The 13,926-nt window shown below is 72.1% G+C and carries 13 protein-coding genes and 1 riboswitch; of the genes, 1 reads left to right on the top strand and 12 read right to left on the bottom strand.

Features of this window, described 5'->3' with window-relative positions; all coding sequences use genetic code 11:
• Nucleotides 1–5: 5 nt before the first annotated feature.
• From ribH to def, 9 genes are all read right to left on the bottom strand, one after another.
• Nucleotides 6–479: a 6,7-dimethyl-8-ribityllumazine synthase gene (gene ribH / locus VV01_RS09285; protein ID WP_050669636.1), complete on the bottom strand. Its 474-nt coding sequence runs from the start codon at nt 477–479 to the stop codon at nt 6–8.
• Nucleotides 476–1,693 carry a bifunctional 3,4-dihydroxy-2-butanone-4-phosphate synthase/GTP cyclohydrolase II gene (locus tag VV01_RS09290; protein ID WP_050669637.1) on the bottom strand — a complete coding sequence of 406 codons (1,218 nt, stop codon included), beginning with the start codon at nt 1,691–1,693 and terminating at the stop codon, nt 476–478. Before VV01_RS09290 ends, ribH begins: the two co-directional genes overlap by 4 nt.
• A complete protein-coding gene (locus tag VV01_RS09295) occupies nt 1,690–2,433 on the bottom strand; it encodes a nicotinamide mononucleotide transporter family protein (protein WP_407942911.1) in 744 nt (247 codons plus the stop codon). The genes VV01_RS09290 and VV01_RS09295 overlap by 4 nt, the downstream gene beginning before the upstream one ends.
• A complete protein-coding gene (locus tag VV01_RS09300; RefSeq protein ID WP_050669638.1) occupies nt 2,430–3,041 on the bottom strand; it encodes a riboflavin synthase in 612 nt (203 codons plus the stop codon). Before VV01_RS09300 ends, VV01_RS09295 begins: the two co-directional genes overlap by 4 nt.
• Nucleotides 3,041–4,072, bottom strand: a complete 1,032-nt coding sequence (ribD, locus tag VV01_RS09305) for a bifunctional diaminohydroxyphosphoribosylaminopyrimidine deaminase/5-amino-6-(5-phosphoribosylamino)uracil reductase RibD (protein WP_050669639.1) — start codon at nt 4,070–4,072, stop codon at nt 3,041–3,043. Before ribD ends, VV01_RS09300 begins: the two co-directional genes overlap by 1 nt.
• Before the next feature lie 146 nt (nt 4,073–4,218).
• Nucleotides 4,219–4,351, bottom strand: a riboswitch (FMN riboswitch).
• 76 nt (nt 4,352–4,427) lie between these two features.
• Nucleotides 4,428–5,084 (bottom strand): ribulose-phosphate 3-epimerase, encoded by a 657-nt coding sequence (gene rpe, locus VV01_RS09310; protein WP_050669640.1) that lies wholly within the window; start codon nt 5,082–5,084, stop codon nt 4,428–4,430.
• A gap of 22 nt (nt 5,085–5,106) precedes the next feature.
• Nucleotides 5,107–6,618, bottom strand: coding sequence for an RsmB/NOP family class I SAM-dependent RNA methyltransferase (locus tag VV01_RS09315; RefSeq protein WP_050669641.1), 1,512 nt, complete (start codon nt 6,616–6,618; stop codon nt 5,107–5,109).
• The gene (fmt, locus tag VV01_RS09320; RefSeq protein ID WP_050669642.1) at nt 6,611–7,537 is read right to left on the bottom strand and encodes a methionyl-tRNA formyltransferase; all 927 of its coding nucleotides are present in this window, start codon (nt 7,535–7,537) and stop codon (nt 6,611–6,613) included. The genes VV01_RS09315 and fmt overlap by 8 nt, the downstream gene beginning before the upstream one ends.
• On the bottom strand, nt 7,537–8,082 hold the full coding sequence (gene def, locus VV01_RS09325; protein WP_050669643.1) for a peptide deformylase: 546 nt from the start codon (nt 8,080–8,082) through the stop codon (nt 7,537–7,539). Before def ends, fmt begins: the two co-directional genes overlap by 1 nt.
• 385 nt (nt 8,083–8,467) lie before the next feature.
• On the opposite strand from def, the gene VV01_RS09330 reads away from it, so the two are divergent.
• Nucleotides 8,468–9,757: a hypothetical protein gene (locus tag VV01_RS09330; protein WP_050669644.1), complete on the top strand. Its 1,290-nt coding sequence runs from the start codon at nt 8,468–8,470 to the stop codon at nt 9,755–9,757.
• A gap of 3 nt (nt 9,758–9,760) precedes the next feature.
• Here VV01_RS09330 and VV01_RS09335 read toward each other — a convergent pair whose 3' ends face one another.
• From VV01_RS09335 to metK, 3 genes are all read right to left on the bottom strand, one after another.
• The gene (locus tag VV01_RS09335; protein ID WP_071606334.1) at nt 9,761–10,459 is read right to left on the bottom strand and encodes an HAD family hydrolase; all 699 of its coding nucleotides are present in this window, start codon (nt 10,457–10,459) and stop codon (nt 9,761–9,763) included.
• 55 nt (nt 10,460–10,514) lie between these two features.
• Nucleotides 10,515–12,578, bottom strand: coding sequence for a primosomal protein N' (locus VV01_RS09340; RefSeq protein WP_050669646.1), 2,064 nt, complete (start codon nt 12,576–12,578; stop codon nt 10,515–10,517).
• A gap of 104 nt (nt 12,579–12,682) precedes the next feature.
• The gene (metK, locus tag VV01_RS09345) at nt 12,683–13,903 is read right to left on the bottom strand and encodes a methionine adenosyltransferase (RefSeq protein WP_050669647.1); all 1,221 of its coding nucleotides are present in this window, start codon (nt 13,901–13,903) and stop codon (nt 12,683–12,685) included.
• Between the last annotated feature and the right edge of the window lie 23 nt (nt 13,904–13,926).

Raw genomic sequence — 13,926 nt, forward strand, 5'->3', positions numbered from 1 at the left:
GCAGGCTACGTGAGGCCCTTCAGCGCGGCGACGGTCGCCAGGGCCGCGGTCACGGCCTCGTGGCCCTTGTCCTCGGCGGACCCCGCGAGGCCGGCCCGGTCGAGCGCCTGCTCCTCGGTGTCACACGTCAGCAGCCCGAAGCCGACCGGCGTTCCGGTCCGCAGCGCGACCTCGGACAGCGCCGACGTCGCCGCCTGGCAGACGTAGTCGAAGTGGGGGGTCCCGCCACGGATGACGACACCCAGCGCGACGACCGCGTCGTACGACGGTGCGAGCCGCGCGCAGGCGACGCCGAGCTCGAAGCTGCCCGGCACGCGGACGACGGTGATGTGGTCGTCGGGGACCTGCGCGTCGGCCAGGCCCCGGCGGGCGCCGGCGAGCAGCCCGTCCATGACGGTGGTGTGCCAGGACGCCGCGACGACGGCGACCTTGAGGTCAGGGGTGCTGACGGCGAGCTCGGGTGCTCCGGCTCCGCTCATGATGCTGCTCCTCGGGTGGTGTCGGACGTGATCGTGTGACCGAGCCGGTCACGCTTGGTCTGCAGGTAGCGCGCGTTGTGGGCGCCTGTGCCGACGACCAGGGGTACGACGTCGCTCACCCGGATCCCGGCGGCCGTCACCGACTCGACCTTGGCCGGGTTGTTGGTCAGCAGCCGGACGTCGTCGACATCCAGATCGGTGAGAACCGCTGTGGCCGTGTGGAACTCGCGCGCGTCGACGGGCAGGCCGAGATCGAGCTGGGCGTCGACGGTGTCGCGACCGGAGTCCTGCAGGGCGTAGGCGCGCAGCTTGTCGACCAGCCCCACACCTCGTCCCTCATGACCGCGCACGTAGACGACGACGCCACCCTCACGGGCCACCTGCGCCATGGCCGCCTGCAGCTGCGGACCGCAGTCGCAGCGCAGCGAGCCGAGCGCGTCGCCGGTGAGGCACTCCGAGTGCACCCGGGTCAGTACCGGGCCCTTGCCGAGACCCTCGGGCGAGACCAGGGCGAGCACCTCCGAACCGGTCAGCCGGTCGACGTAGGCGATCAGGTCGAACCGCCCGTGCTCGGTGGGCAGCACCGTCCGGGTGACGCGCTCGACGCGGTCGTGGCGCTGGCGCCAGGCGATGAGCTGCTCGATCGTGATGACAGGAAGGTCGTGCTCGTCGCCGAGAGCGTGGACGTCCGGTGCGCGCAGCATCGAGCCGTCGTCGTGCACCAGCTCGACGATGCCGCCGACCGGCGCCAGGCCTGCGAGGCGGCACAGGTCGACCGCGGCCTCGGTGTGGCCGGGGCGCTCCAGCACTCCCCCGTCACGCGCGCGCAGCGGCAGCACGTGGCCGGGCCGGATCACGTCGGACGGCCCCGACTCGGGGTCGGCGAGCACCGAGAGCGTGCGCAGCCGGTCGGCGGCGCTGATGCCCGTGGTCACGCCCTGCGCCGCATCGACCGTCACGGTGTACGCCGTGCGCAGCGAGTCCTCGTTGCGCTCGACCATGTGCGGCAGGGCGAGGCGGTCGGCGTACGCGTCGGTCATCGGGGCGCAGATGAGCCCGGAGCCGTGACGGACCGACCAGCCGACCCACTCCTGCGTGACCGTCTGGGCGGCGACGATCGCGTCACCCTCGTTCTCGCGGTCCTCGTCGTCAAGGACGAGGACCGGTCGGCCCAGGCGCAGCGCGTGCAACGCCTGCTCGATCGTGGATCTCATGACAGCGCTCCTGCGGGTTCGGCGGACTCAGCGGCGTCGTGCGACCTCGACACCCGCAGCCACACGACGAAGCCGTAGATGACCAGGGCCGAGTACACGACGTACAGCACGGCGGAGGGGTAGAACTTGGAGTGGACGAGCAGGGGGACGCCCACCAGGTCGACACCGATCCAGGCGAGCCAGAAGTCGTTCCAGCCGCGGGCCATCGCATAGGTCGCGACCATCGAGCCCACGAAGATCCACGCGTCGGCCCAGTAGTACCAACGGGGAGCGGGCCAGCCCGCTCCGATGCTCGCGAACACCCACTGGCAGATCAGCACCCCACCGACCCAGACGGCGAGGTAGGCCGCACGCTCCTGCATCGTCGCCCAGCGAGGCGTGATGGCAGAGGCGTCCTGACCGCGCTCGCGGCGCAGCTGCTGCCAGCGCCACCACCCGTAGACCGAGGTGATGATGAAGAACACCTGCCGGGCGGCCTGCCCGAACAAGGTCTCGCCCTGCGGGTTGGAGAACGCGACACCGAAGAACACCGTGAACAGCAGGGCGTTGCCGATGATGCCGACCGGCCAGGCCCAGACGCGTCGACGCAGGCCGCCGACAGCGGAGGCGAAGCCGAAGACGTTGCCGATGACCTCACGCCACAGGATGCTCTGCTTGCCGTAGACGGGTTCGGTCTCGAACCAGTGGATGCCGTAGTCGAAGACGATCTGGGCATCGAACAGGTGGTGCAGCAGACTCACGCGGAGGCTCCTCGGTGAGTGGCCGGCGCCATCAGGCGCTCGACGTACTTGGCGATCACGTCGACCTCGAGGTTGACCGGGTCGCCGACCTGCTTGCGGCCCAGCGTGGTCAGCTCGAGGGTGGTCGGGATGAGCGAGACGCTGAAGGTGTCGGGCGTGACGGCCGAGACCGTGAGCGAGATGCCGTCGACCGTGATCGAACCCTTCTCGACGACGTAGCGCGCGAGGTCGGCGGGCAGGTCGAACGTCACGACCTCCCAGCGGTCGCCCGGCTCGCGCGCGACGATGCGCGCGGTGCCGTCGACGTGACCCTGGACGACATGACCGCCGAACCGGCCGTCGGCCGGCATCGCGCGCTCGAGGTTGACGCGGTCGCCCACGGCGAGCTCGGCGAGGCTGCTGCGCCGCAGGGTCTCGGCCATGACGTCGACCGAGAACTGCTCGTCGCCGTGCTCGACGACCGTGAGGCACACGCCGTTGACCGCGATCGAGGCGCCGTGCACGGCGTCGCTGGTCACGAGCGGACCGCGCACGCGCAGCACGGCCGACTCCTGCCCCTGGTCGATCTGCTCGACGGTGCCGAGCTCCTCGACGATTCCGGTGAACATCAGTGCGCTCCTTCGACGGGTCGCGGCCGCAGTCGCAGCCGGACGTCCTGACCGAGCTGGACGACGTCGTCCAGCTCGAGATGGTGGGCGGCGGCCAACGTGGGCACGCCGAGTGAGCCGACGAGTGAGGGGCCGTCACCCAGGAGAGTCGGCGCGAGGTAGACGAGGACCTCGTCGACGAGGCCGGCGCGAACGAACGCCGCGGCCACCGTCGGCCCGCCTTCGAGCCACACGTGCCGAATCTGCTTGTCCTGCAACGACTTCAGGACTTCGGCCGGTTCGTGAGTACGCAGGTGGACCAGCTCGCCCGGACCGTTGACACGGGCGTCGGCCGGGATGTCTCGCTCACCCATCACCACACGCAGCGGCTGTGCTCCGACGACCCGGTCGTCGGCGTCGCGCACCGTGAGGGACGGGTCGTCGGCCAGGACGGTGCCGGTGCCGACCAGGATTGCGCCCGCCGTCGCACGCAGGCGGTGGACGTCGGCGCGCGCCGCGTCACCGGTGATCCAGCGGCTTGAGCCGTCGGCCGCTGCGACCCGGCCGTCGAGCGTGGCCCCGACCTTCCAGGTGACGCACGGGCGACCGTGCACCGCGGCGTACGCCCATGGCTGGTTGAGCTGCTCGGAGCCGGTGCCGCTCACCGGGCCGACGACGTCGACACCGTGCTCGCGCAGGACGTCGCTTCCTCCGGACGCCTCCGGGCTGGGGTCGGCCGCGGCGAAGACCACGCGGCGTACGCCTGCGTCCAGGAGGGCGCCCGTGCAGGCGGGCGTGCGGCCCTCGTGGGAGCACGGCTCGAGGCTGACGTAGGCAGTGCCACCTCGCGCCTGGCCACCCGCGGCGCGTAGCGCCATGACCTCGGCGTGCGGCGTGCCCGCACCCTGGTGCCAGCCCTCGCCCGCGAGCTCGCCAGCAGCGTCGAGAACGACGGCTCCGACACGCGGGTTGGGATCGGCAGCGGGTCCGTGCGCGGCGAGCTCGACGGCCCGGCGCAGCCAGGCAGCGTCGTCGTGCTGCTGGAGAACCATGGGCTCCACTCCCTCTCGCTCGCGGACGGCGAGCCCCGGGGTGGAGAAGTGACGTGCGACGGGTCAGCGGTGCGACCCGTCAGCCCGGACCGCGCAGAGCGCGCCCGGACGTCACCGGCGGACGGACGCCCCGGAAGGGGCGCCCGCACGTGCGCCTCCCATCCGGACTTTCACCGTCGGTCCTGGAGTTCCACCAGGTCAACCGCTCACCTCAGGTGAGGCGTGCGGGTCGCGGACTGTCACCGCCGGCTCGGAATTACACCGACCCCGGAGCACGTACTGCTACCCCTCAGTATGCACCCGCCGTCACGCGACGCCGAACGGAACACCGATCTGTGAGACGACGCACCCGGGATCAGTGGGCGTGCTGCTGCGCCAGCGCGCGCAGCTCGTCGACCGCGGCCGCCGCGTCGTCGGCGCCGTAGACCGCCGAGCCGGCGACGAAGACGTCGGCTCCGGCCTCGGCGCACTGCTCGATCGTCGTGGCCGACACTCCCCCGTCGACCTGGATCCACACCTCACCGCCGTGCCGGGCGACGGCCTCGCGCACCTGACGCACCTTGGGCATCTGGTCGGCCATGAACGACTGGCCGCCGAAGCCGGGTTCGACGGTCATCACCAGGACCATGTCCAGCTCGGGCAGCAGGTCGGCGTACGGCGCGAAGTCGGTGCCCGGCTTGACCGCCATCGACGCGCGCGCTCCGGCCGCGCGCAGCGCACGGGCCAGCGTCACCGGGTCCTTGGCGGCCTCGATGTGGAACGTCACCGACTGCGCGCCGGCCTCGGCGTACGACGGCGCCCACCGGTCGGGGTCCTCGATCATCAGGTGGCAGTCCAGCGGGATCGGGCTGACCTTCTGCAGTGCCTCGACCACCGGCAGACCCAGGGTCAGGTTGGGCACGAAGTGGCCGTCCATGACGTCGACATGGGCCCAGTCGGCGTTGCTGATGCGCTGCAGCTCGGTCTCGAGGTTGGCGAAGTCGGCCGACAGGATGCTGGGTGAGATCTGCATCGGGAGAGGCGTGCCTTTCGGGTCAGGAGGTCTTGCGCAGCAGGGCGAAGAACATCGCGTCGGTGCCGTGCAGGTGGGGCCACAGCTGCACCGACGGGCCGTTGCCGAGCGCGTCGATCTGGCGTCCGTCGGCGTCCTTGAACAGCGGACGCGCGTCCTCGAGCACCACGTCGTCGCGTGACCGGACGAGGTCGTCCACGACCACGGTCGTCTCGGCGATGTGCGGGCTGCAGGTCGCATAACCGATGACCCCGCCCGGACGGGTCGCATCGACGGCCGACCGGAGCAGCTCACGCTGCAGGGCGGTCAGGTCGGCGACGTCGGAAGCCGTACGCCGCCAGCGCGCCTCGGGGCGACGACGCAGGGCACCCAGGCCGGTGCAGGGAGCATCGACGAGGACGCGGTCGTAGGTGTCGGGCTCCTCACGACCCAGGTCGCGCCCGTCGCCGGTGCCGATCATGACCTCGACGCCGTCGTCGAGCGCTGCGCGCAAGGTCTTGCGGACCAGCTCAGTGCGGTGCTCGCTCACCTCGTTGGCGAACAGCAGCGCGCCCTGCTGGCGCGCGAGCACCGCGAGCAGACCGGTCTTGCCACCCGGGCCGGCGCACAGGTCGAGCCACTGCTCGCCCTCGGGGTCATCCGACGGGACCTCGGCACCGGCCAGCGCGAGCGCCAGCAGCTGCGAGCCCTCGTCCTGCACCGCTGCGCGGGTGTCGCGGACCGCCTGGATGGCTCCGGGGTCGCCCGACCCCAGACGCGCGCCCACCGGCGAGAGCGGCGACCGCTCCGCACCGGCCTCGACCAGCTCGTCGACGTCGGCCAGGCCGGGGCGCGCGACGAGGGAGACCTGCGGCGGGTCGTTGTCAGCCGCGAGAAGGCGCACGAGGTCGCCCTCGACCCGCTCGTCGGTGGTCGCTCCGTGCCCGAGGAGCGCCGAGCGCAGGGCCCGGACCACCCAGGCCGGGTGGGAGTGCTCGACGGCGAGCGCGTCGTCGGGCTCACGACCGGCGGTCACCTCGGCGAGCCACTCCTCGCGTGTGCGCTCGCTGACACGGCGCAGCACGGCGTTGACGAATCCCGAGGCACCGGTGCCGTTGACGCTGCGGGCCAGGGCCACCGTCTCGGACGCCGCAGCATGCGACGGGACGCGCATGCCGAGCAGCTGATGAGCGCCCAGCCGCAGGGTGTCCAGGACCGGTGGGTCGATCTGCGCCACGGGCCGGCCCGCGGCGAGCTCGATCACGGGGTCGTAGAACCCACGCATCCGGATCGCGCCGTAGGTCAGCTCGGTGGCGAACCCGGCGTCACGCCCGGTGAGACCGGCGTTGCGCAGGATCTTCGGGAGCTCGAGATTGGCGTACGCGCCGCGCTCGACCGCCCGCAGGACGTCGTACGCCGCGCGCCGGGCCGGGTCGCCCTCGCGGCGTCGCTCGGAGGGCCTGCTCGCCGATCGTCCGCGGTCGACGTCACGTCGGACGTCGGGTCGCTGCCGACCTCTGGAGTTGCGGAATCCTCCGCGTCGGTCGTCAGCCACCGAGAACCTCCGCGTCGTCGATCCGGGTGCCGCGAGCCCAGTCGGCCGCAGCCATCGCCTTCTTGCCGGCCGCCTGCACCGTGCCGAGCCGCACGGGAGCGGTGGCGGTGCCGACGAGCACGTCACGCTTGCCGACCACCACCTGGCCGGGCGGGACCGGCTCGGCGTCGGCGACGGTGACCGGCTGGACCTTCATCCGCTCGCCCCGGAACGTCGTCCACGCACCCGGTGCGGGTGTACACGCGCGGATGCGTCGGTCGACGGCGAAAGCCGGTTCGTGCCAACGGATCTCGGCATCGTCTGTGGTGATCTTGGGCGCGAGCGAGACGCCGTCAGCAGGCTGCGGCACCGGCACTGCACGCCCCTCGGCGAGAGCGTCGAGAGAGGCGACGAGCAGTCCTGCACCGGCCTGCGCCAGGCGGTCGAGCAGGTCGCCGCTGGTGTCGGTCGGACGGACCGTCTCGGTGAGCGTGCCGAGCACCGGCCCGGTGTCCATGCCCTCCTCGAGCACGAACGTGGTGGCTCCGGTGACCTCGTCGCCGTGCATCACCGCGTGCTGCACCGGGGCAGCGCCACGCCACGCCGGCAGGAGCGAGAAGTGCAGGTTGACCCAGCCCAGGCGCGGGATGTCCAGAGCGGCACGGGGCACCAGCGCGCCGTAGGCGACCACCGGGCACACGTCGGGAGCCAGCTCGCGCAGCCGCTGCTGGAACTCCGGCTCGGACGGACGGGCCGGGGTGAGGACCTCCAGGCCGGCGTCCTCGGCGCGCGCACGCACGGGCGAGGCGACCGTACGACGCCCGCGCCCGGCGCGCGCATCGGGACGGGTCACGACGGCGACGACCTCGTGCTCGGACGCCAGCACGGCGTCCAACGACGGGACGGCGACCTCGGGCGTGCCGGCGAACACGACGCGCATCAGGTGGCCCGCCCGAACGTCGGGTGCGGGCTGACCCGCACGATCGGACCAGGCATCCCGGCCCACTCCGCGTCGCGGATCTCCTTCATGGCCAACCGCCGCGCCTCCTGGTCGAGACGATCAACGAACAGGATGCCGTCGAGGTGGTCGGTCTCGTGCTGCAGGCACCGGGCCAGCCGGTGGGTGCCCTCGATGGTGACCGGTTCGCCGTACATGTCGAAGCCCTTGGCCACCGTCCGCACGGCCCGCGGCGTGTCGAACACGAGGTCCGGGATCGACAGGCATCCCTCAGGACCGCACTCGATCTCGTCGGACAGCTCGAGGTCGGGGTTGATCAGGTGGCCGACCTCACCGTCGGCGAAGTAGGTGAAGACCCGCAGCCCCACCCCGATCTGCGGCGCGGCCAGGCCCGCTCCGGGAGCGTCGAGCATGGTCTCCTCGAGGTCCTTGACGAGGCGGCGCAGCTCGGCGTCGAAGTCGGTGACAGGGGCAGCCGGCGTACGCAGGACGGGGTCGCCGAACAGGCGGATGGGCTGGACAGACAACGGCAGGCCTCACGGGCAGGAGATGTGCGGGTTCGGAGTGCCACTCTAAGGGACTCCCTGTCCCCGGAATCCGCCCGGCAGGACCGCGCACACCGCGTAGTGTTCGGGCTGTCGACGATGTGCCGCTGGTGGGGAGGTGGATCAATGACGCGCGGACCTGGACGACCGACCCAGATCCTGGGCGACATGTCCGACCTGGACGGCCCCGCAGTCGACCTGCGCGCCCGTGTCGCCTGGCTGGCCCGCGTGTCTCGCTGTGCCTCCCCCGACCCGGAGGCGGCCAAGCAGGTGGCCTTCGCCGAGCGCCTGCGTGAGGTCGGCGTCAACGCCAGCAGCACCAAGGTGTCGCTGTGGGAGAACGCCCACCAGCCGTTGGACCCTCGCGGTGCTCGCGGGGTACGAGCAGGTGCTGGGCATGCCGTCCGGCGCGATGCAGGCCACCTGCGAGGGACTCGGCCGGTCGATCTTCGCCTCCGGACGCCCCGCGCTGCAACGGGCGCGCGCCCTCGGGGGCGGCCAGGAGCTCCTCGACACGGTCTACGACGGCGCGAGCCGACACTCCACGACCGGCGGTGACTGGTTCGCGCTCACGTCCTACTGGGACCACATGCACAGCACGATGATCCCGCTCGCCATCGTCCGGCAGCTGACGGCGACCCTGCTGGCCGAGATGGTGCGGTCGTGCGGCGCGGCGTATGTCACGCGCTACCAGGCCCTGTGCCACCTGGCCGATCACCCGATCTACGCCCAGGTCCTGGTGGAGGCTGTGCTCGACTTCATCGCGGTCCCTGGAGTGGAGCCGGTGATCGACGCCATCAGCCTCCTCGGTGAGGGACTTCCCGAGCAGACTGCGCCCGTGCTGCTCGACCTCGGCGCCGACCCGGCCGGCCGTACTCGTACGGGCGCGGTGTCGGCGCTCAGCAACCAGATCCGGATGGGTGCGTTCCCCGACGAGCTGCGCCCACGGCTGCGCCAGCTGGTCGGCGCGCTGTGCGCCGGGTCGCTCGACGACGCCCGCCTGGCCCGGCAGCTCATCGTGCGCATGGGACCGGAGGACCAGGCCGCGGGCATGGAGCTGCTGCGTCGCCGAGCCGCACCGGCGCCTGCGACCGGCGTACGCCCGCTGCCGCCTCCGCATGCCCCGGTCGACCTGGCACGGTTCGAGCACGCCGCTCAGGAGGCGACCGGGCTGCCACGCGACCCCGTGCTCCGACGGCTGCTGCAGGAGGTGCACGTCCACGACCGCGTCGACCTGCGTCATCACGCGTGCCTGCTGCTGATGGCCAGCCCCTACCGCGTCAGCCTCGCCGACGTGGCCCTCGACGTCCTGACCGAGCAGCCGGGCAGCGCGAGCTCGGTGAGCGCAGGAATCATGCTGTCCTACCTGGCGACCGAGGACCACGCCGAGCGGCTGACGGCTCTGCTGCCGCACAGCCGGCCGGAGGTCCGGATGGCCGCGTTGACCGCGCTCACCCATGCGCAGGGTGTGAGCCCGGACCTCGACCTGCTCGCGCTCTCGTCCCGTACTGAGTTTCCGGACGCGACGGTGCGCTACGCCGCCGGCATGGCCGCGCACCCCGACCTCGGCTCATGGGCGCAGTCGAGCACCGTGCCGATGGAGGTCCGCGAACGATGCCGGTGGTGGCAGCGCAACGGCTCGGCCGTCCGACGCTGAGGCTCAGCGCTCCGGCTTCAGCGGGAGGCCGCGCACGATCAGGTCTTCGCGCAGGTGGCCGGTGTCGGTGAACAGGATGGCGTCGAGCCCGGCCCCGGTCGCACCCTGCACGTTGGCCTCGCTGTCGTCGATGAAGACGCAGTCGTCGAGACCGCCCAGGTGGCGCACGCGGTCGGCGAGCACCTCGAAGATCTCGGGGTCGGGCTTGGCGACGCCTTCTTCGCCCGAGACGATGATGTCCTCGAACAGGTCGAGGAAGTCGAACCTCTCCAGGGCCTGAGGGAACAGCTCGGCGGACCAGTTGGTCAGGGCGATCAGGGGCACCTCGGCCTGGTGCAGCTCGCGCAGGATCGCGACCGTGTCCTCGACCTCACCTCGCAGCGCCTCGCCGAAGTTGGCGCGGTAGGCGCGGATCTCCTCCTCCAGGTGCGGGTGCCGGGTGATCGCGATCTGCTCGGCCTCGTCCCACGTGCGCCCGGCGTCCTGGGCGTAGTTCCAGGAGGCGAAGTCGAACGCCGGGTCGGCGATGAACGCGGCAGCGCGCTCGTCGCCGACGGCTGCGGCGACCGCAGGCACCGGGTCCCAGCGGATGAGCACGTTGCCGAGGTCGAACACCACGGCGTCGACCGGGTTGGGTGCGAGGTCGTCGTCGAGGTCGAGCGTGAACGGGGCATCCACCGGCCCCTGCTGAGGGTGGCTCATACCGACCCAGCCAACCAGCCGCCGCGGACACCCCGACGCGGGGGTCGTCGCCGAGTCAGAGCAGGCCGGGCTCGGGGTCCACCCGCACGCCGATGCTCACGAGGTCCTTGCGGGCACTTCGGGCGGCACGCATCGCTGTGAGACGCGCCAGGACGTCCGGGACCGCGGCATCCGCACATCGCAGCAGGGCTCGCTCGGCGTCCTCAGCGCCCGGGCGACCGACCGGCAACGGTCCGAGCAGCTCGACACCGTCTGGCAGGTGCAACGACTCGAGCGCGGCGGCCAGCGGGACGCGGGGCCCGGTGAGCTCGGCGACCCAGCGCGCGGGCGGCAGCTGCAGCTCGGCGCGTTCGGTGAACTCACGCTCCGCGAACCAGCCGGGCGCCCATCGGACCAGTGCTTCCACCGCGGGCAGCGTCGTGTGTGACGGGGCACCGCACAGGACCACCAGGCCGCCGGAGCGCGACGGTCGGGTGAGCGCCGCTGCGGCGGCCCACCGTCGTAGGGCCTCAGCCTGCGCGTCGAGCACCGGGCGTTCGAGCAGTGCCCACGCGTCCAGGAGCAGCGTCGCGGCGTAGCCGCCCTCGGCGATCGGCTCCGCGCCAGGAGTCGCGATGACCAGCGACGGCCCGGACCCCACCTCGCGCAGCATCTCGCCGGCCGCGGAACGGTGGACGGCGACCCCGGGAAACGCGCGTCCGAGCTCCTCGGCCGTACGCCGCGCTCCCACCACGGTCGACCGCAGCCGGGTGCCGTCGCACTCGGCACAGCGGAAGTCCACGACGGTGCGACCGCACCACCGGCACGCCGGTCGGTCACCCGCGGCCGCCAGCCCCAGTGGACCGTGACACGTCGCGCACCGCGCCGGAGTGCGGCACTGCTGGCACGAGAGCGCGGGCAGGTAGCCCCGGCGCGGCACCTGCACGAGCACCGGTCCGGTCTGCAACGCCCGCTTGGCGGCCTGCCAGGCCCGCGTCGGCAGGTGCGCACGCGCAGCAGGACCGTCGCGCTCGACATCGCGCTCGTCTCCGGCGACCTCGACCCTGGGCTGCGCACTGCGGTCACGCGGCACCTCGACCGGGCGGGCCCGGCCCGAGGCGAGCCACGACTGCACCTCAGCCGTGCGCGTGTGGCCACCGATCACGAGAGCGGTGTGCTCCAGCTCGGCACGCAACGCCAGGACGCCGCGGGTGCCGGCGTAGGGCGCCCGTGGCTCACTCAGCGCGTCGTCACCGTCGTCCCAGCACACCAGGAGCCCGACGTCCTGCACGGGCGCGTACGCCGCTGCTCGGGTGCCGACGACGCACCGCACGTGGCCGCGCAGCACCTTCAACCACGCGGTGTAACGCGCCTGGGGGCCCTGCTCGGCGCTCAGCCGGACGTGCTGCCCCGGCCCGAGCACCTCACGCAGTGCTGCGTCGAGCCGGTCGACGTCGCGGCCGTCAGGGGCGACCAGCACGACACCGCGGCCGGCGGCGAGAGCCGTGAGTGCGAGCTGTGCCAGCGCGACCGGCCAGTCCTCACCCGGGTCGACCGTGGGGCGCGCGAGCCAGGACGCCGTGGGCGCCTCGCCGGCCGAGACCCGTGCCAGCAGTGCCGGGCCCGCGGGGTAGGCCCTCCAGGCGTCGGCGACCACCGCTGGAAGGGGTTCGGCCTCGGGCGCCTCGACGGGCAGGGCCTTCTCGGCGCGAGCGTGCCGAGGTGGGATCGCCAGCCGCAGTACGTCACCGAGGGTGCCGGCGTAGTGGTCGGCGACGCTTCGGCACAGCGCGAGCAGCGGTGGCGTGGCCACGCTCTCGGGGCTGACGACCTTGCGCAGCGGCGTCAGGCGTCCGGTGTGCTCCGCCTGTTCGCGACGTTCGAGCAGCAGACCGTCGACGTCCTTGCCGGCGAAGCGGACCTTCAGGCGGCACCCCGGCAGGGCTGCGTCGTCGAGGTCACGGGGCACGAGGTACTCGAACGGGCGATCCAGGTGGGGCAGGCCCGTGTCGACCTGCACCAGCGCGACCGGCCGGGTCTCGGCGACGTCGACCCCGTCCGGAGGCCGCACGGGTGCAGGAGCCGCTCCGAGCAGCGCGAGCTGCTCGGAGCTCGCGCTGCCGTCAGCCTGCTCGCCCATGAGCGCAGTTCTATCGCGGACGCCGGACATCCGGCGCTCCGGGTGCGGGTACGACGACGCCGCACCACCTCGAGGGCGGTGCGGCGTCGTCGGTGCGCGAGTGGTCAGCCGCGGACGGCCTTCTGCAGGGCCTCGACCTTGTCGGTCTGCTCCCAGGTGAACGGGCGCTCGATGCCCTCGACAGCGGTGCGGCCGAAGTGACCGTAGGCAGCCGTGGGCTTGTAGATCGGGCGCAGCAGGTCGAGCTCGTGGATGAGCGCGGCCGGGCGCAGGTCGAACACCGACGTGATCGCGGCCTGGATCTTGTCCAGGGGCGCGGTCTCGGTGCCGAACGTCTCGATGTACAGGCCGACGGGCTGCGCCTTGCCGATGGCGTAGGCCACCTGCACCTCGCAGCGCTTGGCCAGCCCGGCGGCCACGACGTTCTTGGCGACCCATCGCATCGTGTAGGCAGCCGAGCGGTCGACCTTCGAGGGGTCCTTGCCGGAGAAGGCGCCACCACCGTGGCGGGCCATGCCGCCGTAGGTGTCGACGATGATCTTGCGGCCGGTCAGGCCCGCGTCACCCATCGGGCCGCCGATGACGAACTTGCCCGTCGGGTTGATGTAGCTCTTGTAGCCCGCGGTGTCCAGGGTGCTGCCCTCGGCGGCGAGGTCCTCCAGCACCGGGTCGATGACGAACTTCTTGATGTCGGGCTCGAGCAGCGTGTCGAGGGAGATGTCCTCAGCGTGCTGGGTCGAGAGCACCACGGTGTCGAGCGAGACGGCCTTGTCGCCCTCGTAGCCGATCGTCACCTGGGTCTTGCCGTCGGGCCGCAGGTAGGCGAGCTGGCCCTCCTTGCGGACCTGGGTCAGCCGCTCCGAGAGCCGGTGCGCCAGGTAGATCGGCAGCGGCATCAGCTCGGCGGTGTCGTCGCAGGCGTAGCCGAACATGAGGCCCTGGTCGCCCGCGCCCTGCTGGTCGTACGCGTGCTCGGCCCCATCCGTACGACGCTCGTGGGCCGTGTCGACGCCCTGGGCGATGTCGGGCGACTGCTGACCGATGGAGATCGACACACCACAGGACTGGCCGTCGAAGCCCTTGGCCGAGGAGTCGTAGCCGATCCCGACGATGGTGTCGCGCACGATCTTGGCGATGTCGACGTAGCCGGAGGTGCTCACCTCACCGGCGACGTGGACCAGGCCGGTGGTGACCATGGTCTCGACCGCAACGCGAGCAGCAGGGTCCTGGGCGAGCATCGCATCGAGGATCGAGTCACTGATCTGGTCACAGATCTTGTCCGGGTGACCCTCGGTGACGGACTCGGACGTGAAGAGGCGTGCCACGAATTCTCCTACTCGGTTGCAGC

The sequence above is a fragment of the Luteipulveratus halotolerans genome (assembly GCF_001247745.1).
Lineage (GTDB): Bacteria > Actinomycetota > Actinomycetes > Actinomycetales > Dermatophilaceae > Luteipulveratus > Luteipulveratus halotolerans.

Bases quoted from the DNA above. Each gene is read 5' to 3' on its own strand.
- VV01_RS09300 (WP_050669638.1), bottom strand. From the start codon at position 3,041: ATGTTCACCGGAATCGTCGAGGAGCTCGGCACCGTCGAGCAGATCGAC.
- ribD (WP_050669639.1), bottom strand. From the start codon at position 4,072: ATGGTTCTCCAGCAGCACGACGACGCTGCCTGGCTGCGCCGGGCCGTC.
- VV01_RS09340 (WP_050669646.1), bottom strand. From the start codon at position 12,578: ATGGGCGAGCAGGCTGACGGCAGCGCGAGCTCCGAGCAGCTCGCGCTG.
- VV01_RS09290 (WP_050669637.1), bottom strand. From the start codon at position 1,693: ATGAGATCCACGATCGAGCAGGCGTTGCACGCGCTGCGCCTGGGCCGA.
- fmt (WP_050669642.1), bottom strand. From the start codon at position 7,537: ATGCGCGTCGTGTTCGCCGGCACGCCCGAGGTCGCCGTCCCGTCGTTG.
- ribH (WP_050669636.1), bottom strand. From the start codon at position 479: ATGAGCGGAGCCGGAGCACCCGAGCTCGCCGTCAGCACCCCTGACCTC.
- rpe (WP_050669640.1), bottom strand. From the start codon at position 5,084: ATGCAGATCTCACCCAGCATCCTGTCGGCCGACTTCGCCAACCTCGAG.
- VV01_RS09335 (WP_071606334.1), bottom strand. From the start codon at position 10,459: ATGAGCCACCCTCAGCAGGGGCCGGTGGATGCCCCGTTCACGCTCGAC.